Here is a 22,561-nt window from a genome sequence, read left to right as displayed (position 1 = left end):
ATGAGCGAGCAGACCGTGCGCCGGTTCGCCGACGTCAGCGAGGGCGAGGCCCTCCCCGCCCGCAGCATCCCGGTCACCCGGGCCACCCTGGTCCACTACGCGGGCGCCTCCGGTGACCGCAACGTCATCCACTGGGACGAGCGGACCGCCAAGGCCGTCGGCCTGCCCGACGTCATCGCCCACGGGATGTGGACGATGGGGGCGGTCATCCAGCTCGTCACCGACTGGGTCGGGGACGCCGGCCGGATCCTCGACTACGGCACGCGCTTCACCAAGCCCGTCGTCGTGCCCCACGACGGCGGCACGAGCATCGACGTCACCGGCACGGTGAAGTCCCTCGACGCGCAGACGAAGCAGGGCGTCGTGGAGCTGGTCGTGACCAGCTCGGGTGAGAAGGTCCTCGGCCGCTGCCGCGCGACCGTGCAACTCGACTGATGCCTGCACCCGAGCACGGCGCCGAGCTGGCGCCGCTGACGACCATGCGGGTCGGCGGACCCGCCAGCGTGCTGGTCACCGCCGGGACGCCCGAGGAGGTCGTCGAGGCGGTGCGTGCGGCGGACGAGGCGGGGACCCCCCTTCTGCTCGTCTCGGGAGGGTCCAACCTCGTCATCGCGGACGAGGGCTTCGACGGCACCGCCGTGCGCATCGCGACGAAGGGGGTCCGTGCCGCGCCCGCGGACGACGGCACCGTCGAGGTGACCGTCGCCGCCGGTGAGGTCTGGGACGACGTCGTCGCCCGGGCGGTGGCGGAGGGCTGGTCCGGCATCGAGGCGCTCTCCGGGATCCCCGGGCTCACCGGGGCGACGCCCGTGCAGAACGTCGGCGCCTACGGCCAGGAGGTCGCGCAGACGATCTCCCGCGTCGTCACCTGGGACCGCGAGGAGATGCGTGAACGCACCTTCACCAACGACGAGTGCCGTTTCACCTACCGCAACTCGGTCTTCAAGGCCACCGGTCGGTACGTCGTGCTCGAGGTGACCTTCCGGCTGGACCCGGGTGACCTGTCCGCGCCGATCGCCTACGCCGACCTCGCCACCCACCTGGGGGTGGAGCAGGGCGAGCGCGTGCCGCTGGCGCACGCCCGCGACGCTGTGCTCGCCCAGCGCCGCAAGCGCGGCATGGTCCTGGACGCCGACGACCACGACACGTGGAGCTGCGGGTCCTTCTTCACCAACCCGATCCTTGCGTCGCAGGAGATGGACGCGCTCCTGGCGCGGGCCGTCGAGCGACTCGGGCCAGCGGGCCCGGTGCCACCGACCTTCCCCGCGGGCGAGGGCCGGACGAAGACCAGCGCGGCCTGGCTCATCGACAAGGCCGGCTTCACCAAGGGCTACGCGATGCCCGGCCCGGCCGCGCTGTCGACGAAGCACACGCTCGCGGTGACCAACCGCGGAGACGCCACCGCAGCGGACGTCGCGGCACTGGCTCGGGAAGTCCGCGACGGCGTGCAGGCGGCCTTCGGCGTCACTCTGGTCAACGAGCCGGTCTTCGTCGGCCACTCGCTCTGAGTCTGCGCGCGACGGGCAAGCGTGGTTTGAGGTAGTAGGGGGCACTCGAACGCGCGGTGCTACCTCGAGTCGCGGTGGCCTATGCGCGCGGAGACACCTCGACCCGAGGCGCCGACGAAGGGGGTGCCGCCAGCCACGCGTCGATGTCGGCCATGGCCGTGGTCACCACGTCGGCCGGGGCCGCGCTGGCGCGGAATGAGCTGCGGGCCAACTCCGCGATCCGGGCGTCGTCGAGGCCGTGGACCGCGCGTGCGGTCTCGTACTGCTCGAGCAACCGTGAGTCGAAGAGCAACGGGTCGTCGGCGCCGAGAGTGATCGTCGCTCCGGCATCGAGGAGCGTGCGCAGCGGCACCTCGCCCAGGGCGTTGTAGACACCCAGCGAGACGTTGGATCCGGGGCAGACCTCCAGGGCCACGCCCGCGTCGATGACGGCCGCCAGGACCCGAGGGTCCTCCACGCTGCGCACCCCGTGCCCGAGGCGGTGGGGGCGCAGTGCCGCGAGGGTCTCGGCCACCGCGTCGGCACCGAGCAGCTCACCACCGTGGGGCACGAGCAGCAGGCCGGCATCCTCGGCGATGCGGAAGGCCTTCGTGAAGTCGGTCGTGTCCCCCCTTCGCTCGTCATTGGACAGGCCGAAGCCGAGCACCCCGCCGGTGCCGGCCATCTTCTTGGCCAGGCGCGCGAGGGTGCGTGCCTCGAGCTGGTGACGGGTGCGGCTGGCAGCCATGAGCACCCCGACCCGGGCCGAGCCGGTCTCCTCGGCGGTGGCGTTGACCGACGCGGCCTCGTCGAGGACGATCTCCATCGCGGGGGTGATGCCGCCGACGAAGGGGGCGTAGGACGTCGGGTCGACCTGGATCTCCAGCCAGCGGGAGCCCTCCGAGCCGTCGTCCAGGGCCGCCTCGCGCACGACCCTGCGCATGGCCTCCTCGCCGCGAACGACGTGCCTGGCCGAGTCGTAGAGGCGCTGGAAGCGGAACCACCCGCGCTCGTCCGCCGCGGACAGCTGCGGCGGGTACCCCTCGTAGAGCACGCGCGGCAGGCGCACCTCCTGCTCGACGGCGAGATCACGGACGGACTCCACGCGCATCGAGCCCGTGAAGTGGAGGTGCAGGTGGGCCTTGGGCAGTGCCCGCAGGTCCCGCTCCGCGGCGCTCAGCTGCCGTCCCCGCGGTTGCGCGAGTCACCGTCGATGACGTGGACCGCGGCCTCCTCGGCCGAGGCCGCCCCACCATCGACCCCGGCGTCGGTGGCCCAGGCCTGGTCCTCGCGGTCGTCGCGCGAGCCCTCGTCGGGACTGACGAGGCGGCCGGCGCGCTCGTCGCCGATCTGGGCGTCGCCGAGCCAGTCGTCGTCGGCATCGATCGAGTCCCGGTCGTCACCGCCGGATCGCTCGCGATCGAGCCCGGACTCGTTGTCCGGGGCGCCGTAGGCCGAGTTCGGGTCGGGGACCTCCTGCTTGACCCGCTCGTCGATCGTCTCCTCGTAGCCCTGCTCGTGGGCGGTCACGCCGTGGGCGTAGGAACCGCGGGCGGAGTCGGGCGGGGAGTACCCGGAGTCGAGCGCGTCCTCGCCCGGCTCGCCCGATCCGGTGAGAGTGTCCTCCGGCTGGAGCTGGTCCTCGTCATCGAGGCTGTAACTCGTCAGGTCGGTGTCGAGGTTCTCGGGCTCGGACATGCGGCGGCTCCTTACTAGTCGCGTGCGGTCAGCTTCTCGGTCGCCGCGAGGAGCACGCAGGTGGCGACGGTCTCCATCGCCTCGGTCAGCTCCTCCATCGGCGGCATCGTCGGGGCCAGTCGGATGTTGGTGTCGTCGGGGTCCGTGCCGTAGGGGAAGGACGCGCCCGCCGGCGTGAGCGAGAGCCCGGCTTCCTTGGCCAGGGCCACCACGCGCGAGGCGGTGCCGGGCAGGACGTCGAGGTTGACGAAGTAGCCACCGGTCGGGGCGTTCCACGTGGCCACCTCGCGACCCCCGAGACGCTCGGCGAGCACCCGGTCGACCTCGGCGAACTTCGGCGCGAGGATCTTGCGGTGCTTGTCCATGTGCGCCCGCACGCCGTCGGCGTCGCCGAAGAACTCGACGTGGCGCAGCTGGTTGACCTTGTCGGGGCCGATCGACCCCTTGCCGAGGTGGGCGAGGTACCACTTCACCTGCTGAGGCGAGGAGGCGAGGAAGGCGACGCCGGCTCCGGCCCAGGTGACCTTGGAGGTGGACGCGAACATCACCGCGCGGTGCGGGTTCCCGGCGGATGAGGCCAGCGACAGGATGTCGGCGCTCTTGGTCTCGTCCGGCGTGAGGTGGTGGATCGCGTAGGCGTTGTCCCACAGGATCTTGAAGTCCGGGGCCGCGGTCTCCATCGCCGCCAACCGGCTGGCGACCTCCTGGGTGCAGGTGGCGCCGGTGGGGTTGGCGTAGGTGGGCACGATCCACATCCCCTTCACCGACGGGTCGGAGGCGGCGATCCGCGCGACCTCGTCGACGTCCGGGCCGTCCGGGGTCATCGGGACGGTCACCATCTCGATGCCCAGGTCCTCGAGCAGCCCGAAGTGGCGGTCGTAGCCGGGGACCGGGCAGATGAAGGTGATCTTCTCCTCCTGCGACCACGGACGCGGGGAGTCGATGGCGCCGAAGAGGAGCAGGTCGACCAGGACGTCGCGCATCATCGTCAGGGAGGAATTGCCGCCGGCGATGAGCTGGTCGACGTCGACCCCGAGCAGCTCGGCGAAGATCTGGCGCAGCTCGGCGAGGCCGTTCAGGCCGCCGTAGTTGCGCACGTCGGTGCCTGAGCGGTCCCTCGTCGACCGGGGGAGCGAGAGCATCTCGTCGGCCAGGTCGAGCTGGGCCGCGCTCGGCTTGCCGCGCGTCACGTCGAGCGTCACGTCCTTCGCGGCCTGGGCGGCGTGAGCCTCGCGCAGGCTCGTCGCGAGGGAGTCGAGCTCCTCGGCGCAGAGTTCGGGCAGGGGGCGAGCGTCTTTCGCGGAAGTCACGCCGTCAGTCTTCCACTTCTGCCGAGTTCGCGGTGCGGGTGTTCGGTGACGTACAGTTGTTCCTCGGTTGACTTCGGCCAGACTATCCGTCGTGCCCGCACGCGGACGTCGACCCGAGACAGCCGCGGATCGTCGCCCCAACCGTGGCGGTCCGAAGGGCAGTGGCTCAATTGGTAGAGCACCGGTCTCCAAAACCGGCGGTTGGGGGTTCGAGTCCCTCCTGCCCTGCGTTGCACGTCTGGCAACCGCAGACGTGCGGAGCACGACGTAACCCGGACGAGAAGAGATGACGTGAGCCAGCTCGGAGCGCAGCCGACCAACGCGCGGCGCGGTCAGAAGGGCGGCAACCCCATCTCGCGGTTGTTCGGTTCGATCGGACTCTTCATCGCACAGGTCCTCGACGAACTGCGCAAGGTCGTCCGGCCCACGCGGTCGGAGCTGATCAACTACACCTTGGTGCTGATCGTCTTCGTCGTGGTGATGATCGCCTACATCTCTGGCTTGGATGCGGTGTTCACCCGGGCCGTGCTCTGGGTGTTCGGCGGCTGACGCCGCCACCGACAAGCCGCAATACCGGGCGCCCCGAGCGCCGTCGATCGAAGTCGAAGTGAGGAATTCAGGTCATGTCCGACCAGGCTCAGACCCCCGATCCCCAGGAGACCGAGGGCTCGAGCGCGATCGCTGCCGAGCAGGCCGAGCGAACCGCTCAGCCCCCGGCTGACCTGCCCACCGCGCAGGAGGCGGACGACGCCCGTGCTGCCGAGGAGTCCCTCGAGGAGGTCTCCGAGCAGTCCGCCGACGCAGACGACGTCGATGCCGCCGCGGGCGAGGACCCGCAGGGTGAGGACGCAGCCGAGGCCGCCGCGCCGGCGACCGAGGACGAGGACGGCGACCTGCTGCCCGAGGACACCGAGGACCCCGTCCAGGCATTCAAGGACGACCTCGCCTCCAAGTGGGGTGACTGGTACGTCATCCACACCTACGCGGGCTACGAGAACCGCGTGAAGCACAACCTCGAGACGCGCATCGCGAACCTCGACATGGAGGAGTACATCTTCGAGGTCGCGGTGACGATCGACGAGGTCACCGAGATCAAGAGCGGCCAGAAGAAGACGCGCAAGCAGCCGCGTATGCCCGGCTACTGCCTCGTGCGCATGGACCTCACCGACGAGTCGTGGGGCGCTGTTCGGCACACGCCGGGCGTCACCGGCTTCGTCGGCAATGCCCACAACCCGGTGCCGCTGGGCCTCGACGAGGTCTTCACGATGCTCAAGCCCGCCGACCTCGACAAGCCCGCCGCTGCGGCTGCCACCGGCGGCCCGGCCAAGGACGGTCAGGCCGCATCGGCTCCGATCGACGTCGACTTCGAGGTCGGGGAGTCCGTCACCGTCATGGAGGGACCGTTCGAGACCATGCCGGCGACGATCTCCGAGATCCTGCCCGAGGCCCAGAAGCTGAAGGTCCTCGTCTCCATCTTCGGCCGGGAGACCCCGGTCGAGCTCGGCTTCAACCAGGTGGCCAAGCTCTGACGCAAAGAGCGAAGTTCCTTCTGCGTCAGAGCTCATGGCGCAGAACAACAGAACAACTCCTGAGCAGGCCCGACGCGGGCGTGTAACCGACAGGACAAGCCCAAGATTTCCTCGGAGCCCGGATTGCGGGTGTTCGAGGGGACTCGGGGGCGCAGGCCCGCCAGGGCCGTGAGCTCCCGAGAGATTGCAATCGGGTCATCGCCCACGGCGTGGGCCCACACAACGAAAGTAGGAACGCAGCATGCCTCCCAAGAAGAAGATCGCCGGCTACATCAAGCTCCAGATCCAGGCGGGCGCGGCCACGCCGGCCCCGCCGGTCGGTCCGGCGCTGGGCCAGCACGGCGTCAACATCATGGAGTTCGTCAAGGCGTACAACGACGCCACGGCGGACATGCGCGGCAACGTCGTCCCGGTCGAGATCACCGTCTACGAGGACCGGTCCTTCTCCTTCATCACGAAGACCCCGCCGGCCGCCGAGCTGATCAAGAAGGCCGCGGGCGTGAAGAAGGCCTCCGGCGAGCCGCACAAGACCAAGGTCGGCAAGCTGACCAAGGACCAGGTCCGCGAGATCGCCGAGACCAAGATGCCCGACCTCAACACCCTCGACCTCGACGCCGCGATGAAGACCGTCGCCGGCACCGCGCGTCAGATGGGCATCGAGACCGAGGCCTGAGCCTCCACCAACTCGGGTCCGACTCCTGTCGGGCCTCGTGGGAGGGCCGGCGCTGGCCCCGACCACACCTCCATCACCACCAAGGAGCACTCATGAAGCGCAGCAAGGCCTACCGCGCCGCAGCGGACAAGATCAACGAGGACGCCGTCTACGCTCCCCTCGAGGCCATCCGCCTCGCCAAGGAGACCACACGCACCTCCTACGACGAGACCGTCGAGGTCGTCTTCCGCCTGGGTATCGACCCCCGCAAGGCCGACCAGATGGTCCGCGGCACGGTCAACCTGCCCCACGGCACGGGCAAGACCGCCCGTGTCCTCGTCTTCGCCACCGGCGACAAGGCCGACGCGGCCATCGCGGCCGGCGCCGACCACGTCGGTTCCGACGACATGCTCGAGAAGGTCCAGGGCGGGTGGATGGACTTCGACGCCGTCGTCGCCACCCCGGACCTCATGGGCAAGGTCGGACGTCTCGGCAAGGTCCTGGGCCCGCGCGGCCTGATGCCGAACCCGAAGACCGGCACCGTCACGATGGACACGGCCAAGGCCGTCGCCGACATCAAGGGTGGCAAGATCGAGTTCCGCAACGACAAGCACGCCAACCTGCACTTCATCATCGGCAAGGCGAGCTTCGACGAGAAGGCGCTGGTGGAGAACTACCAGTCCGCCTTCGACGAGATCATGCGACTCAAGCCGTCCGCCGCGAAGGGACGCTACGTCTCCCGCGGGACCCTGAGCACGACGATGGGCCCGGGCATCCACCTCGACACCTCGCGCACCAAGGACCTCCTCGAGGAGTCCGCGCCGGTGATCCTCGACTCGGCCGTCACCGCTGAGTGAGACCAGGTCGACCCTGACGAAGGCGCCGTCCTGAGGCGCGACGCAGGAGCCTCGAAGGGGGGGGGCCGCTCCCGTGCTTCGGTTCACATGGTCCTCGCAACACCTCGATCTGAGGAGTTGCGAGGACCATGTCTGTTTCCCAGGGGCGAGGACGTCCTGTTGAGGTCACGCCGGAGCTGATCGCCCAGGTGGTGACCGTCTTCGAGCGAGAGGGATCGATCGGTGCGGCTGCGCGCGCAGTGGGCCGATCGCACGGGTTGGCTCGTCGATTGTTGGTAGGGGCCGGCCTTGTTCCGGCTGCGCCGTTGCCGTTGGGCAAGCCCAAGGCCCGGGCAGAGTTCGACCGACTGCTGGCCGAGGGCATGCACCACTCCCTCGCGGCCCGCCGAGTCGGCGTGTCCCTCGATACGGGTCGGTACTGGAAGCGCGGGGTCCGGCGCAGCCACGGTCGAAAGATCTATCCCGATGGGCGCGTCACCGGCCCACCGGCCAAACGCCCGGCTATGAACAAGCCCATGGATCAAGTGGTGGGCACGGGCCGGCTGTTGTCGCTGCAGGAGCGGCTGGCCATCGCCGATGGGGTCAAGCAGGGCGTCTCGATGCGTTCGATCGCGGTGGGTCTGGGCCGGGCGCCCTCGACGATCACTCGGGAGGTCGCCGCCCACCGTGACGCCACGGGCGGGTACTCGCCCTACCAAGGGCATCACCAGTCGATGAACGGGCGTGTCCGGCCCAAGCCTTCGAAGCTGGCCGCGCCGGGTCGGCTGCGTGAGTATGTCGTTGCCGCGCTGGCACGGAAGTTGTCCCCGGAGCAGATCAGTAACAGGCTCAAGATCGACCATCCCGACGACGAGAGCATGCGCGTGAGCCACGAAACGATCTACCAGGCCTTGTACTTCCAGGCCCGTGGTGGACTCAAACGCGAGGTCCAGGCCGCGTTGCGCACCGGGCGGGCGATGCGTAAGCCACAGGACCGTGGGGTGCGTCGTCCGCGGTTCGTCGACGAGATGGTAATGATCAGTGACCGGCCGGCGTGCATCGCCGACCGGGCGATCCCGGGCCACTGGGAGGGCGATCTGATCATCGGCAAAGACAGTGGCTCAGCGATCGGGACACTGGTCGAACGCGCCACCCGGTACGTGATGCTGCTGCACCTACCTGAACGTCATGACGCGCTCACCGTGCGTGACCAGCTCGTGGCAGCCGTGAACGACCTTCCGGGGCATCTACGTGGGTCATTGACCTGGGACCAGGGCGCCGAGATGGCCGCACACGCCTCGTTCACGATGACCACCAACATGCCGGTCTACTTCTGTGACCCGGCCTCACCCTGGCAGCGCGGCAGCAACGAGAACACCAACGGGCTGCTGCGCCAGTACTTCCCCAAGGGCACCGACCTGAGCGTCCACGGCCCTGAAGAGCTGGAGTACGTCGCCCAAGAACTCAACGCCAGACCACGAAAGACGCTCGACTGGGCAACCCCAGCCGAGCGTCTTCGTGATCTACTTCAAAGCGCCTAACCACCAAGACAAAAACACACGGTGTTGCGAGCACCCCGTGAATCCGCCGTGACCGGGGGCGGCCCCCTTCGTCGTCTGCGGCGATTTGGTCGGCGTCCCCGACCTGCCGTATATTTCTAGATGACCACTGACCGCCGGTTGTTCCTGCCCCCGGGCACGAACTAAAGGTTCCGCGAGAGCGGGCGACCAGCGCAGGCCACGATTCGCGAGCCACGCCATGCGTGTGCGCCGTGCAGCCCCGTGCCCTGTGCCGGGGCTCTTCTCTTGTCCGGGCCCGACCCGGTGGCACCACACGAGAAGGGAGGCCCGCATGGCGAACGCTCAGAAGGACGCCGCCATTGCCGAGCTGACGGAGAAGTTCCGCAGTTCCGGTGCGGCCGTTCTCACGGAGTACCGCGGTCTGACCGTGGACCAGCTCGCGCAGTTGCGCAAGAACCTCCGTGGCAACGCCACCTACTCCGTGGTGAAGAACACGCTGACCGCGCGCGCTGCCAAGGAGGCGGGCGTCGAGTCCGCTTTCGAGGGCCAGTTCGTCGGCCCGAACGCGATCGCCTTCGTCGAGGGCGACCCCGTCGAGGCTGCCAAGGGTCTGCGTGACTTCGCCAAGGAGAACCCCCTCCTGGTGATCAAGGGCGGGATCTTTGACGGGAACCCGCTCTCGCCGGAGCAGATCAACCAGCTCGCGCAGCTCGAGTCGCGCGAGGTGCTCCTGGGCAAGCTTGCTGGCGCCATGAAGGCCCAGCTGTCCCAGGCGGCCCAGCTCTTCAATGCACCGCTGTCGCAGACCGCTCGGGTCGTCGACGCGCTGCGCCAGAAGGTCGAGGAGCAGGGACCGCAGGCATCGGCCGACGAGGCCGCGCCTGCCACCGAATCCACCCCCGAGGGTGGCGACGAGGCCTGAGGCTTCACGCCTCGAGCCCAACCACATCACGCCACTCACGGCGGAAAACTCAGCAGAAAGGACGCCCATCATGGCGAAGCTCAGCACCGACGAGCTCCTTGAGGCCTTCAAGGAGATGACCCTGATCGAGCTCTCCGAGTTCGTCAAGCAGTTCGAGGAGACCTTCGAGGTCACCGCCGCGGCCCCGGTTGCCGTTGCGGGTGCCGCCCCGGCAGCCGGTGGCGACGCCGGTGACGACGCCGAGGAGCAGAGCGAGTTCGACGTCGTCCTCACGGCGGCCGGCGACAAGAAGATCCAGGTCATCAAGGAGGTCCGCGCGCTCACCAGCCTCGGCCTCAAGGAGGCCAAGGACCTCGTCGACGGCGCCCCCAAGCCCGTTGTGGAGAAGGTCGACAAGGACGCCGCCGAGAAGGCCAAGGAGGCCCTCGAGGGCGCCGGCGCCACCGTCGAGCTCAAGTGATCCCTCCCCGTCAGTGACGGGGAACCACGGATCTGCCGAAGGGCGGGTCGCACCTCACGGTGCGGCCCGCCCTTCGCGCGTGCGCTCGTGTCCCTGTGCGGTGCGGGCCCGATGGGGATGCGCCCGACTCAGGGTCCGAGGAACGAGGATCCCAAGGGCGCGCCCCATCGGCCGTACCGGCGATCAGAGCAGTGGCCGCCAGGGCGAGAGGATCCCCTCGGTGACCCGGTTGATCAGGGGACGCTCCGTCCACTGCTGCAGGGTCAGCTCGGTGCAGTTGCCGGAGTCCAGCTCGAAGACCCGCTCGAGGTGCGCAGCGACCTCCGGGTCGAGGATCTCCATGTTGACCTCGAAGTTGCCGGCGAGCGAGAGGCGGTCGATGTTGGCGGTGCCGATGGTCGACCACACCCCGTCGATCGTGGCGGTCTTCGCGTGGACCATGGCGTTCTCGAAGCGCAGCAGCCGCACGCCCGCCTCGAGGAGTTTGTGGTAGCTCACCCGGGAGACCCAGTCCGCGAGGATGTGGTTGCTGTAGTGCGGGACGATGATCTGCACGTCCACGCCGCGGAGGGCCGAGTTGACGAGGCTGCGGGTGAACGCGGCGTCGGGGATCAGGTACGCCTGCGTCAGGTAGATGTGGTGCTGGGCCCGGTCGATCGCCTCGAGGTACATGTTGCGGATCGGGTAGACGTGGTCGACCGGCACGTTGCGCTGTACGCGTGTCGTGTGGCTCCACGTGCGTCGGCGGGGCTGGGGGAGTACCGGACGTCCACCCTGGTCGTTCCAGTAGTCGACGAAGGCGTTCTCGAGCTCGACGACGATCTCGCCGGCGAAGCGGGCGTGGGTGTCGCGCCACTTCGTCGCGTAGAGCCCACCGATGTTGTAGCCGCCGACATAGGCGGCCGTGTCGTCGACGACGAGCAGCTTGCGGTGGTTGCGCCCCCAGTTGTGTGGCATGAAGAAGGTCGGCCCACCGGAGACCAGGGGGTGACGCAGGACGTGGATGCCGTCGGGCAGCGAGGCGTAGAACGAGCGCGGCACGACCAGGTTGGCGAACTCGTCGAAGACCACGTACACCTCGACGCCGCGCTCGTGTGCGGCGACGAGGGCATCGCGGAAGCGCTCTCCGACGGCATCCCCCTTCCAGATGTAGGTCTCGAAGAAGACGCGGTGCTTCGCCGCGGCGATGTCGGCGAGCATGTCCGCGAAGAGGTCCTCGCCGTAGGTGAAGACGCGCACCTCGCCGCCCGGGACGGGCAGCGCACGAGCCGGAGCGCGTGGGAACTCGCGGTCCGGGCGGTCGCGGCGGCGGATGGTGTCGAACGCGAGCAGCCCTGCGGCCGTGGCCAGCTGGGTCCCCAGGACGGTTGCGGCCGTGCGACGCACCAGGCGGCTGGCATTCCGGCGGCGACGTCGACGGAGGGCGGCGCGGGGGTTCATGGGTGCCACCCTAGGTGGAGGGCGAAGGGGGGTCGTGCGCCCGATCGTGGCCGCGACCCGCCGCGCGCTCCCTTGACGTCGCCCCCGTCGTCGTCCATTCTCATGGCGTCGAATCATCTGGCGAGGCGCCGTCCAGCGCGCACCGCCGTGGACCACCCTCGAGCCGTTGGCTCGACCGGGTTGGACACCCGTGCACTTGTGCATCTAGACTGTCGCTTTGCGCTGCCCTTCTCCTGTCGTGGCCCCCGTCGGATCGCTCGAATCCCCTCAGCGCTGAGGTGTGTGGAGTGGCCGATCGAGGTCGCGGTTGGTGGCTGTGCACCGTCGCCCGACTCTCTCGGCCCGTGGAAGGATCCATCCTTGGCTGCCTCGCGCACCGCTTCCCCGATGTCCACCGCACAGACTGCCAGTGGCCGTCTGTCCTTCGCGAAGATCCGCGAGCCCCTCGAAGTCCCCGATCTCCTTGCGCTGCAGACCGAGAGCTTTGACTGGCTCCTCGGCAACGAGAAGTGGCAGGAGCGTGTCGCCGAGGCCATCGAGGCCGGGCGTCGCGACGTGCCCGAGCGCTCGGGTCTGGAGGAGATCTTCGAGGAGATCTCGCCGATCGAGGACTTCTCCGGCTCGATGAGCCTCTCCTTCCGGGAGAGCCGCTTCGAGGAGCCGAAGTACTCCGTCGATGACTGCACGGAGCGCGACCAGACCTACTCGGCGCCGCTCTTCGTCACGGCCGAGTTCATGAACGCCGAGACCGGCGAGATCAAGAGCCAGACGGTCTTCATGGGCGACTTCCCGCTGATGACCGACCGCGGCACCTTCATCATCAACGGCACCGAGCGCGTCGTCGTCTCGCAGCTCGTGCGCAGCCCGGGTGTCTACTTCGAGAGCACCCCGGACAAGACCTCCGACAAGGACATCTACTCGGCGAAGGTCATCCCCAGCCGCGGTGCCTGGCTGGAGTTCGAGATCGACAAGCGCGACATGGTCGGCGTGCGCGTCGACCGCAAGCGCAAGCAGTCGGTCACCGTCCTGCTGAAGGCCCTGGGCATGACCTCCTCGGAGATCCTCGAGGAGTTCGGCGACTTCGAGTCGATCCGCGCCACCTTGGAGAAGGACACGGTCGAGGACCAGGACGCCGCGCTGCTGGACATGTACCGCAAGTTGCGTCCGGGCGAGCCGCCCACCCGTGAGGCCGCGCAGAACCTGCTCGACAACCTCTACTTCAACCCCAAGCGCTACGACCTGGCCAAGGTCGGTCGCTACAAGATGAACCGCAAGCTCGGGCGCCAGGTCGACCTCGGCGACTCCGTGCTCGCGCTCGACGACATCGTCGCGACGCTGAAGTACCTGGTCGCCCTGCACGCCGACCAGCCCACCCTCCCGGGTGTGCGCGACGGCGAGGACGTCGACGTCCCCGTCGAGGTCGACGACATCGACCACTTCGGCAACCGTCGCCTCCGCAGCGTCGGCGAGCTCATCCAGAACCAGATCCGCACGGGCCTGTCCCGGATGGAGCGCGTCGTCCGCGAGCGGATGACCACCCAGGACGTCGAGGCGATCACGCCGCAGACCCTGATCAACATCCGGCCGGTCGTCGCCTCCATCAAGGAGTTCTTCGGCACCAGCCAGCTGTCGCAGTTCATGGACCAGAACAACCCGCTGTCGGGCCTGACGCACAAGCGTCGCCTCTCGGCGCTGGGCCCGGGCGGCATCAGCCGTGACCGCGCGCAGATGGAGGTCCGTGACGTCCACACCTCGCACTACGGCCGCATGTGCCCGATCGAGACCCCTGAGGGCCCGAACATCGGTCTGATCGGTTCGCTCGCGAGCTACGGACGGATCAACGCCTTCGGCTTCATCGAGACCCCGTACCGCAAGGTCGTGGCCGGTCGCGTCACCGACGAGATCGTCTACATCTCCGCGGACGAGGAGGACAAGGTCGTCGTCGCCCAGGCGAACGCCGTCCTGCAGGACGACGGTCACTTCCGCGAGGAGCGGGTCCTCGCCCGTACCCGTGGCGGTGAGGTCGACCAGGTCCCGGCCGAGGACATCGACTACATGGACGTCTCCCCGCAGCAGATGGTCTCTGCCGCGACGGCGATGATCCCCTTCCTCGAGCACGACGACGCAAACCGTGCCCTCATGGGCGCGAACATGCAGCGTCAGGCCGTGCCGCTCGTCCAGGCCGAGGCCCCCTTCGTCGGGACCGGCATGGAGCACCGCGCCGCGCTCGACTCCGGTGACGTGGTCCGCGCCGAGCAGGCCGGTGTCATCACCGAGGTCTCCGCCGATCTGGTGACCGTCCTGCAGGACGACGGCGGCAGCAGGACCTACAAGATGATGAAGTTCAACCGGTCCAACCAGGGGAACAGCTACAACCAGCGCGTCATGGTCTCCGAGGGTGACCGGGTCGAGGCCGGCCAGCTGATCGCCGACGGTCCCGCGACCGACGGCGGCGAGATGGCCTTGGGCCGTAACCTGCTCGTGGCGTTCATGCCGTGGGAGGGCTACAACTACGAGGACGCGATCATCCTCAGCCAGCGCCTCGTCCAGGACGACGTCCTCTCCTCGATCCACATCGAGGAGCACGAGGTCGACGCCCGCGACACCAAGCTCGGCCCGGAAGAGATCACCCGGGACATCCCGAACGTCTCCGACGACGTCCTCGCCGACCTCGACGAGCGCGGCATCATCCGCATCGGTGCCGAGGTCCGCGACGGCGACCTCCTCGTCGGCAAGGTCACCCCCAAGGGCGAGACCGAGCTGACCCCGGAGGAGCGCCTGCTCCGTGCGATCTTCGGTGAGAAGGCGCGCGAGGTCCGCGACACCTCGATGAAGGTCCCGCACGGCGAGACCGGCACGGTCATCGGCGTCAAGGTCTTCGACAAGGACGAGGGCGACGAGCTGCCCCCGGGCGTCAACCAGCTGGTCCGCGTCTACGTGGCCAACAAGCGCAAGATCACCGACGGCGACAAGCTCGCCGGCCGCCACGGCAACAAGGGCGTCATCTCCAAGATCCTCCCGGTCGAGGACATGCCCTTCATGGAGGACGGCACACCGGTCGACGTCGTGCTCAACCCGCTCGGTGTCCCCGGTCGCATGAACATCGGCCAGATCCTCGAGCTGCACCTCGGCTGGGCAGCCAGCCGCGGCTGGGAGATCGCGGGCAACCCCGAGTGGGCCGACATGATCCCCCAGGACGCGCGCCAGGCCCCGCCGAACACCCGCGTTGCCAGCCCGGTCTTCGACGGTGCCGAGGAGGAGGAGATCACCGGTCTTCTCGACTCGACGCTGCCGACCCGCGACGGTGACCGGCTCATCGGCGCCTCCGGCAAGGCCAACCTCTTCGACGGCCGGACCGGCGAGCCCTACGAGGACCCGGTGTCCGTCGGCTACATGTACATCCTCAAGCTGCACCACCTCGTGGACGACAAGATCCACGCGCGCAGCACGGGGCCGTACTCGATGATCACCCAGCAGCCCCTCGGCGGTAAGGCCCAGTTCGGTGGCCAGCGCTTCGGCGAGATGGAGGTGTGGGCCCTCGAGGCCTACGGCGCCTCCTACGCGCTGCAGGAGCTGCTGACCATCAAGTCCGACGACGTGACCGGTCGCGTCAAGGTCTACGAGGCCATCGTCAAGGGCGACAACATCCCCGAGCCCGGCATCCCGGAGTCCTTCAAGGTGCTCATCAAGGAGATGCAGTCCCTCTGCCTGAACGTGGAGGTGCTCAACTCCGAGGGCGGCACCATCGAGATGCGCGACAACGAGGACGACGTCTTCCGCGCCGCGGAAGAACTCGGCATCGACCTGTCCCGGCGCGAGCCGAGCAGCGTCGAGGAGGTCTAAACCTCCGGGGAGCTCACGGCCCTGGCGGGCCTGCGCTCCCCGGATCCCCCTCGAAATACCCGTGGGGTCGAGTTAGCACTCGGACAGCGGGAACTGAACTTATCGAGAGCCATCCTCGAGAGAACGAGAGTAAGGAAGCACATAGTGCTGGACGTCAACTTCTTCGACGAGTTGCGCATCGGTCTCGCCACCGCGGAGGACATCCGCGCCTGGAGCCACGGCGAGGTCAAGAAGCCCGAGACCATCAACTACCGCACCCTCAAGCCGGAGAAGGAGGGGCTCTTCTGCGAGCGCATCTTCGGCCCCACCCGGGACTGGGAGTGCTCCTGCGGCAAGTACAAGCGCGTGCGCTTCAAGGGCATCATCTGCGAGCGCTGCGGCGTCGAGGTCACCCGCGCCGGGGTTCGCCGTGAGCGCATGGGCCACATCGAGCTCGCCGCTCCGGTCACCCACATCTGGTACTTCAAGGGCGTCCCCTCGCGTCTTGGGTACCTGCTCGACCTCGCTCCGAAGGACCTGGAGAAGGTCATCTACTTCGCGGCCTACATGATCACCAGCGTCGACGAGGAGCAGCGTCACACCGACCTTCCCTCGCTCGAGGCCCAGATCGAGGCCGAGAAGAAGGAGCTGGAGAACCGCCGCGACGCCGATGTGGAGAAGCGCGCGCAGAAGCTCGAGAAGGACATCGCCGACCTCGAGGCCGAGGGCGCCAAGTCCGACGCCAAGCGCAAGGTCCGCGACTCCGCCGAGCGCGAGATGAACCAGATCCGCAAGCGGGCCGACCAGCAGGTCGAGCGCCTCGCCCAGGTGTGGGACCGGTTCAAGAACCTCAAGGTCCAGGACCTCGAGGGCGACGAGATGCTCTACCGCGAGATGCGTGACCGCTTCGGTCTGTACTTCGAGGGTGGCATGGGCGCCGCTGCTCTCCAGAAGCGTCTGGAGACCTTCGACCTGGAGGCCGAGTCCGAGAAGCTGCGCGAGATCATCGCGACCGGCAAGGGCCAGAAGAAGACCCGTGCCCTGAAGCGACTGAAGGTCGTCACGGCCTTCCTCACCACGGACAACAAGCCGGCCGGCATGGTCCTGGGCGCCGTCCCGGTCATCCCGCCGGACCTGCGTCCGATGGTCCAGCTCGACGGTGGCCGCTTCGCCACCTCCGACCTGAACGACCTGTACCGCCGCGTCATCAACCGCAACAACCGCCTCAAGCGCCTGCTCGATCTCGGTGCGCCCGAGATCATCGTCAACAACGAGAAGCGGATGCTGCAGGAGTCGGTCGACAACCTCTTCGACAACGGTCGTCGTGGTCGTGCGGTCACCGGCCCGGGCAACCGGCCGCTGAAATCCCTGTCCGACATGCTCAAGGGCAAGCAGGGTCGTTTCCGCCAGAACCTCCTGGGCAAGCGCGTCGACTACTCCGGCCGTTCGGTCATCGTCGTCGGCCCGCAGCTGAAGCTGCACCAGTGCGGTCTGCCCAAGGCGATGGCGCTGGAGCTGTTCAAGCCCTTCGTGATGAAGCGACTGGTCGACCTCGACCACGCGCAGAACATCAAGTCGGCCAAGCGCATGGTCGAGCGTCAGCGCTCGGTCGTGTGGGACGTCCTCGAAGAGGTCATCACCGAGCACCCGGTCATGCTCAACCGTGCGCCCACGCTGCACCGTCTGGGCATCCAGGCCTTCGAGCCGCAGCTGGTCGAGGGCAAGGCCATCCAGATCCACCCGCTCGTGTGCACCGCCTTCAACGCGGACTTCGACGGTGACCAGATGGCGGTCCACCTCCCGCTGAGTGCAGAGGCACAGGCCGAGGCCCGGATCCTGATGCTCTCGAGCAACAACATCCTCAAGCCGGCCGACGGTCGCCCGGTCACCATGCCGACCCAGGACATGGTCATCGGTCTGTTCCACCTCACCTCCGAGGTGGCGCAGGAGGGCGAGCACCTGCGGTCCTTCACCTCGACCGCCGAGGCCCAGATGGCCATGGACGCCGGGGAGATCAAGGTCGGCAGCCCGATCCGCATCCGTCTGGAGGGCATCGTGCCGACGCCGGGTGCACAGCTGCCGGAGGGTGCCGAGCCGAACGAGTCCGGACAGCTGGCGACGTGGACGACGGAGACGACCCTGGGGCGCGCGCTCTTCAACGCCACGCTCCCGGTGGACTACCCCTACGTCAACGAGCCGGTCGACAAGAAGCAGCTCTCGACGATCGTCAACAGCCTCGCCGAGCGGTACACCAAGGTGCAGGTTGCCGCGTCGCTGGATGCCCTCAAGGAGGCCGGCTTCTACTGGGCCTCCCGGTCCGGCACGACCGTGGCCGTCTCCGACGTCGTCACGCCCGAGCGCAAGCCGGAGATCCTCGCGACCTACGAGGAGAAGGCGACCAAGGTCCAGAAGCAGTACGAGCGCGGTCTGATCACCGACGACGAGCGTCGTCAGGAGCAGATCGAGATCTGGACCCAGGCGACCAACGAGGTCGCCGCGGAGATGCAGAGCAACTTCCCGACGGACAACCCCATCTACCGCATGGTCTCCTCGGGTGCCCGAGGCAACTGGTTCCAGCTGCGGCAGATCGCCGGTATGCGAGGCCTCATGGCCAACCCGAAGGGCGAGATCATCCCCCGACCGATCCGCACGAACTTCCGTGAGGGCCTGTCGGTGGTCGAGTTCTTCATCTCCACGCACGGCGCCCGCAAGGGTCTGGCCGACACCGCTCTGCGCACGGCCGACTCGGGGTACCTGACCCGTCGTCTGGTCGACGTCTCCCAGGACGTCATCGTGCGCGAGGAGGACTGTGGCACGGCCCGTGGCCTGGCCATGCCGATCGCGCAGTTCGACGAGCTCACGGGCACGCGTCGTCTCCACGACGACGTCGAGTTCACCGCCTACGGTCGGTGCCTCGCCACGGACGTTGAGCACGAGGGCACCGTCCTGGCCGAGGGCGGCTCGGACCTGGGTGACATCGTCATCGACCGCCTGTACGCGGCCGGGGTCGACGAGGTCAAGATCCGCTCGGTCCTCACCTGCGACTCCAAGGTCGGCACCTGCGCCAAGTGCTACGGGCGTTCGCTGGCCACCGGTCAGCTCGTCGACATCGGCGAGGCCGTCGGCATCGTCGCGGCGCAGTCGATCGGTGAGCCCGGTACCCAGCTGACGATGCGCACCTTCCACACCGGTGGTGTGGCCGGTGACGACATCACGCAGGGTCTGCCGCGTGTCGTCGAGCTCTTCGAGGCCCGCACGCCCAAGGGCGTCGCGCCGATCGCGGAGGCCGACGGCCGGGTGACCATCGAGGAGACCGACAAGGGTCGTCGCATCCTGCTCGTCGCCGACCGCGACGGCGAGGAGCACGCCTACCCGGTGACCAAGCGCTCGCGCCTGCTCGTCGAGGACGGCCAGCGCGTGCCGGTCGGTACCCAGCTGGTCCAGGGCGCCATCGACCCGAAGCAGGTCCTGCGCATCCTCGGCCCGCGCCACGCGCAGAAGCACCTGGTCGACGAGGTCCAGAACGTCTACCGCCAGCAGGGCGTGTCGATCCACGACAAGCACATCGAGGTCATCGTCCGGCAGATGCTGCGCCGGATCACGATCCTCGAGTCGGGTGACACCGGTCTGCTCCCGGGGATGCTCGCCGAGCGTGGGCACTTCGAGACCCAGAACCGCCGCGTCGTCTCCGAGGGCGGTCGCCCGGCCTCGGGTCGTCCGGAGCTGATGGGTATCACCAAGGCCTCGCTGGCCACGGACTCCTGGCTCTCCGCCGCCTCCTTCCAGGAGACGACCCGCGTCCTCACCGAGGCCGCGATGGAGGGTCGCAGTGACCCGCTGCTGGGTCTGAAGGAGAACGTCATCCTCGGTAAGCTCATCCCGGCCGGCACGGGGCTGCCCCGCTACCGGAACGTGGACGTCGAGCCCACCGAGGAGGCCAAGGCCGCGATGTACTCGCTGCCGAACTACGACGAGTACGCCTACCCGGTCTTCGGTCCCGGCTCGGGCGAGGCGATCCGCCTCGACGACCTCGACCTGGACGTCTGAGGCCGTTCGAAGGCGCTGTCCTTGGGTCCCACGCTCCGCGTGGGCGGAGCTTGCCCAGCAAGCATCTCGAAGGGGGGGCCGGTCGCCGTGACCGGTCCCCCTTCGTCATGCCCGTGCGGGGTCGTCGTGGTACTGGTGTGACGGATGAGGCTGCCGCAAGGGGGTCTTTGCCCGGGATCGCCGGAAAATCAAGGCAAACACGCCGTCTGCGAAGTCGACGCCGGGCCCGGGTTCATGGTTGATTGGACCCTGTTCGAGACCACGAACTTCACAGATGGAGAACCACATGAACAAGTCTGAGCTCGCCAGCGCCGTCGCCGAGAAGGCTGGCGTGTCCGCGTCCTCGGCCTCCGAGGTCATCACCGCCCTCCAGGCGGTTCTGTCCGAGTCCGTCGCGAAGGGCGAGAAGGTCACGGTTCCCGGCTTCTTCAGCCTCGAGCGCGTCGAGCGCGCCGAGCGCAAGGGCCGCAACCCGCAGACCGGCGCCGAGATGACGATCCCGGGTGGCTACGCCGCCAAGCTCTCCGCCGGCAGCGCCCTGAAGACCGCTGCCAAGGGCTGAGCGACACGAACGCCGAAGCGGCGTCCTGAGGTGTGCGGGCCCCGGCCCGCGACCTCGAAGGAGGGGCCGGTCACCACTGCGGTGACCGGCCCCTCCTTCGCTCATCCGCCGTGCCTGTGGACCACACCTTGGTCGGTAACGGTGGTGTGGTGATGCCCGGTGACGATGAGAGGATGGCGCCCGTGCCCGACTCCGATGACCGACCCATGACCCTGCGGGCCACGGTCGCCCGCTGGTCCCTGGGTACGCTCCTGGCGGTCGGCGCCGTCGTGCTCCTGCTCAAGCCCGGTGGCATCAGCAAACTGCTCGCCCTCGTCCTCGCCGGCGCGGCCGTGGCGACCTTCGCCCGGCGCTCCCGCTCGGACGCGGCCATCATCTCCGTCGTGCTGCTTGCGATCGCGGCCTTCTTCCTGTTCGCCTTCCTCAGCGGCAACAGCGAGTGGATCACCGAGCGCTACTGATGCGCGACGACCTGATCATCCGCCGGGAGGACCCGGGCGACGTGGTACCCACCGAGGCGCTCCACGACGCGGCCTTCGGCATGGCGCAGGGGCGAAGGGAGTCGCTCGAGCGTGAGCTGCTGCGTGGTCTGCGTGCGGACGGCTCGCCCATCGAGGAGCTGACCTTCGTGGCCGAGCTGGAGGGGGAGGTCGTCGGGCACGTCGTGTGCAGCCGCGCCACCATCGGTGCGGCCGACTCGGTGGGCCTGGGGCCGCTCGCCGTACTGCCCGCTCACCAGCGGCAGGGGATCGGGGCCGCCCTGCTGATGTCCGTCGTCGCCAGCGCCGAGCGTCTCGCCGAGCCGGCGCTGGTGCTGCTGGGGGACCCGGAGTACTACGGCTTCTTCGGGTTCGTCCCGGCCGCACGACACGGGATCGGCTCTCCCGGGCCCTGGAGCGAGGAGTCCTTCCAGGTGCTGACGTTGCGCGCCTGGCGCCCCGAGATGGCAGGTCCCTTCCGGTACGCGCCCGCCTTCGAGCGGCTCGGCTGACCTGGCTAGAAGGAGGCTGGGAAGGCGTCGGGGGCACTCGGGTGCCCAGGTCGCCCCGCGACCGAGAGCCCCCGAGCGTGGGTGCAGGTCGCCCCGCGACCGTGAGCCCCCGAGGGTTGCGATTTGTGACGCTTTCGACGCCCCGGTATCGTTGATCCGCGTGCGTGGCATGACCGTGTCGTGACGCGCATGAGGACGGCCGACGACGGTCGGTCTCGAACCTCTCGCCGGGCGTCCGGTTGCGGTCCTGACAGGGTCCGTGACGGGGAGTGCAGGGGGGAGCACCGTTCAGGACACACCCGAGTGCGGGGGTCAGGGACGGCATCCAAGGAGCGTCGTCCGGGTCTCGACCCGGCGGGCGCAGACAACATCACCGAAGGTACGGAGTACAGGTTGCCCACGATCAACCAGCTGGTCCGCAAGGGCCGGCACGACAAGACGACGAAGAACGCGACGCCTGCGCTCAAGGGCTCGCCGCAGCGTCGTGGGGTGTGCACGCGTGTGTACACCACCACCCCCAAGAAGCCGAACTCTGCCCTGCGCAAGGTCGCCCGTGTGCGCCTGACCAGCGGCATCGAGGTCACGGCCTACATCCCGGGCGTCGGTCACAACCTGCAGGAGCACTCGATCGTGCTCGTGCGTGGTGGCCGTGTGAAGGACCTCCCCGGCGTCCGTTACAAGATCGTGCGCGGCTCGCTCGACACCCAGGGTGTCAAGGGTCGCCAGCAGGCTCGCAGCCGCTACGGCGCCAAGAAGGAGAAGAAGTAATGCCTCGCAAGGGTCCCGCTCCCAAGCGCCCGCTCGTCATCGACCCGGTCTACCAGTCCCCTCTGGTGACCCAGCTGGTCAACAAGATCCTCACGGACGGCAAGAAGTCCATCGCCGAAGCGATCGTCTACGACGCGCTCGAGGGCTGCCGTGAGAAGACCGACACCGACCCGGTCCAGACGCTCAAGCGCGCCCTGGACAACGTCAAGCCGTCCCTGGAGGTCAAGTCCCGCCGCGTCGGTGGTGCCACCTACCAGGTCCCGATCGAGGTCAAGCCCGGCCGCGCCACGACCCTGTCGCTGCGCTGGCTCGTGGGTTACTCGCGCCAGCGTCGTGAGAAGACGATGACCGACCGCCTCATGAACGAGATCCTCGACGCGAGCAACGGCCTGGGTGCCGCGGTGAAGCGTCGCGAGGACACCCACAAGATGGCCGAGTCCAACAAGGCCTTCGCGCACTACCGCTGGTGACAGCTGGTCGGGGCCGGCCGCACCGTCGGCCCCGACCCACCCGCCCG

20 protein-coding genes and 1 tRNA gene are annotated in these 22,561 nt (G+C 68.5%); 17 read left to right on the top strand and 4 right to left on the bottom strand.

The features are described from left to right. Together BJY20_RS05255 and BJY20_RS05250 are read left to right on the top strand one after the other, a co-directional pair. Window positions 1–435 (top strand): MaoC family dehydratase, encoded by a 435-nt coding sequence (locus BJY20_RS05255; protein WP_185990560.1) that lies wholly within the window; start codon window positions 1–3, stop codon window positions 433–435. Beyond that, on the top strand, window positions 435–1,508 hold the full coding sequence (locus BJY20_RS05250; protein ID WP_185990559.1) for a UDP-N-acetylmuramate dehydrogenase: 1,074 nt from the start codon (window positions 435–437) through the stop codon (window positions 1,506–1,508). The genes BJY20_RS05255 and BJY20_RS05250 overlap by 1 nt, the downstream gene beginning before the upstream one ends. Window positions 1,509–1,587: 79 nt before the next feature. Here BJY20_RS05250 and BJY20_RS05245 read toward each other — a convergent pair whose 3' ends face one another. From BJY20_RS05245 to BJY20_RS05235, 3 genes are read right to left on the bottom strand one after another with little or no spacing between them, the layout of a single operon-like run. Further along, window positions 1,588–2,667 carry an adenosine deaminase gene (locus tag BJY20_RS05245; RefSeq protein ID WP_281366073.1) on the bottom strand — a complete coding sequence of 360 codons (1,080 nt, stop codon included), beginning with the start codon at window positions 2,665–2,667 and terminating at the stop codon, window positions 1,588–1,590. Next, window positions 2,664–3,185: a DUF5709 domain-containing protein gene (locus BJY20_RS05240; RefSeq protein ID WP_185990558.1), complete on the bottom strand. Its 522-nt coding sequence runs from the start codon at window positions 3,183–3,185 to the stop codon at window positions 2,664–2,666. Before BJY20_RS05240 ends, BJY20_RS05245 begins: the two co-directional genes overlap by 4 nt. 14 nt (window positions 3,186–3,199) lie before the next feature. Beyond that, complete coding sequence (locus tag BJY20_RS05235) at window positions 3,200–4,495, bottom strand: aspartate aminotransferase type Ic (protein ID WP_185990557.1); 1,296 nt, start codon at window positions 4,493–4,495, stop codon at window positions 3,200–3,202. Between the two features lie 155 nt (window positions 4,496–4,650). Here BJY20_RS05235 and BJY20_RS05230 point away from each other — a divergent pair. The 8 genes from BJY20_RS05230 to rplL all read left to right on the top strand — a co-directional run bounded on the left by BJY20_RS05230 (window position 4,651) and on the right by rplL (window position 10,414). Then, window positions 4,651–4,723: transfer RNA gene (locus BJY20_RS05230), tRNA-Trp, on the top strand. 63 nt (window positions 4,724–4,786) lie between these two features. Continuing rightward, window positions 4,787–5,044 carry a preprotein translocase subunit SecE gene (gene secE / locus BJY20_RS05225; RefSeq protein WP_185990556.1) on the top strand — a complete coding sequence of 86 codons (258 nt, stop codon included), beginning with the start codon at window positions 4,787–4,789 and terminating at the stop codon, window positions 5,042–5,044. A gap of 74 nt (window positions 5,045–5,118) precedes the next feature. Beyond that, window positions 5,119–6,024 carry a transcription termination/antitermination protein NusG gene (nusG, locus tag BJY20_RS05220; RefSeq protein ID WP_185990555.1) on the top strand — a complete coding sequence of 302 codons (906 nt, stop codon included), beginning with the start codon at window positions 5,119–5,121 and terminating at the stop codon, window positions 6,022–6,024. A gap of 241 nt (window positions 6,025–6,265) precedes the next feature. After that, window positions 6,266–6,697 carry a 50S ribosomal protein L11 gene (gene rplK, locus BJY20_RS05215; protein ID WP_185990554.1) on the top strand — a complete coding sequence of 144 codons (432 nt, stop codon included), beginning with the start codon at window positions 6,266–6,268 and terminating at the stop codon, window positions 6,695–6,697. A gap of 92 nt (window positions 6,698–6,789) precedes the next feature. Continuing rightward, complete coding sequence (gene rplA / locus BJY20_RS05210; RefSeq protein WP_185990553.1) at window positions 6,790–7,533, top strand: 50S ribosomal protein L1; 744 nt, start codon at window positions 6,790–6,792, stop codon at window positions 7,531–7,533. Between the two features lie 362 nt (window positions 7,534–7,895). Continuing rightward, window positions 7,896–9,053, top strand: a complete 1,158-nt coding sequence (locus tag BJY20_RS05205) for an IS30 family transposase (RefSeq protein WP_185992422.1) — start codon at window positions 7,896–7,898, stop codon at window positions 9,051–9,053. Window positions 9,054–9,363: 310 nt separating this feature from the next. After that, on the top strand, window positions 9,364–9,954 hold the full coding sequence (gene rplJ / locus BJY20_RS05200; protein ID WP_185990552.1) for a 50S ribosomal protein L10: 591 nt from the start codon (window positions 9,364–9,366) through the stop codon (window positions 9,952–9,954). A gap of 70 nt (window positions 9,955–10,024) precedes the next feature. Next, window positions 10,025–10,414 (top strand): 50S ribosomal protein L7/L12, encoded by a 390-nt coding sequence (rplL, locus tag BJY20_RS05195; RefSeq protein ID WP_185990551.1) that lies wholly within the window; start codon window positions 10,025–10,027, stop codon window positions 10,412–10,414. A gap of 183 nt (window positions 10,415–10,597) precedes the next feature. On the opposite strand, the gene BJY20_RS05190 is transcribed toward rplL, so the two are convergent. After that, window positions 10,598–11,854: a phospholipase D-like domain-containing protein gene (locus BJY20_RS05190; RefSeq protein ID WP_185990550.1), complete on the bottom strand. Its 1,257-nt coding sequence runs from the start codon at window positions 11,852–11,854 to the stop codon at window positions 10,598–10,600. 360 nt (window positions 11,855–12,214) lie between these two features. On the opposite strand from BJY20_RS05190, the gene rpoB reads away from it, so the two are divergent. The 7 genes from rpoB (at window position 12,215) to rpsG (ending at window position 22,514) form a co-directional block, all read left to right on the top strand. Then, the gene (gene rpoB / locus BJY20_RS05185) at window positions 12,215–15,697 is read left to right on the top strand and encodes a DNA-directed RNA polymerase subunit beta (protein ID WP_185990549.1); all 3,483 of its coding nucleotides are present in this window, start codon (window positions 12,215–12,217) and stop codon (window positions 15,695–15,697) included. Between the two features lie 144 nt (window positions 15,698–15,841). Next, entirely contained in the window at window positions 15,842–19,723 is a 3,882-nt protein-coding gene (locus BJY20_RS05180; protein ID WP_185990548.1) for a DNA-directed RNA polymerase subunit beta', read from the top strand. A 286-nt stretch (window positions 19,724–20,009) separates the two neighbouring features. Then, window positions 20,010–20,285, top strand: a complete 276-nt coding sequence (locus BJY20_RS05175) for an HU family DNA-binding protein (protein ID WP_185990547.1) — start codon at window positions 20,010–20,012, stop codon at window positions 20,283–20,285. A gap of 182 nt (window positions 20,286–20,467) precedes the next feature. Continuing rightward, window positions 20,468–20,746, top strand: coding sequence for a hypothetical protein (locus tag BJY20_RS05170; RefSeq protein ID WP_185990546.1), 279 nt, complete (start codon window positions 20,468–20,470; stop codon window positions 20,744–20,746). Beyond that, on the top strand, window positions 20,746–21,276 hold the full coding sequence (locus BJY20_RS05165; RefSeq protein ID WP_185990545.1) for a GNAT family N-acetyltransferase: 531 nt from the start codon (window positions 20,746–20,748) through the stop codon (window positions 21,274–21,276). Before BJY20_RS05170 ends, BJY20_RS05165 begins: the two co-directional genes overlap by 1 nt. 393 nt (window positions 21,277–21,669) lie before the next feature. Next, on the top strand, window positions 21,670–22,044 hold the full coding sequence (rpsL, locus tag BJY20_RS05160; RefSeq protein WP_185990544.1) for a 30S ribosomal protein S12: 375 nt from the start codon (window positions 21,670–21,672) through the stop codon (window positions 22,042–22,044). Continuing rightward, window positions 22,044–22,514, top strand: a complete 471-nt coding sequence (gene rpsG / locus BJY20_RS05155; RefSeq protein ID WP_185990543.1) for a 30S ribosomal protein S7 — start codon at window positions 22,044–22,046, stop codon at window positions 22,512–22,514. Before rpsL ends, rpsG begins: the two co-directional genes overlap by 1 nt. Window positions 22,515–22,561 lie beyond the last annotated feature (47 nt).

The organism is Janibacter cremeus (assembly GCF_013409205.1).
In the GTDB taxonomy this organism is placed as follows: Bacteria; Actinomycetota; Actinomycetes; order Actinomycetales; family Dermatophilaceae; genus Janibacter; species Janibacter cremeus.
This window is presented reverse-complemented; position numbering and strand designations above follow the sequence as displayed.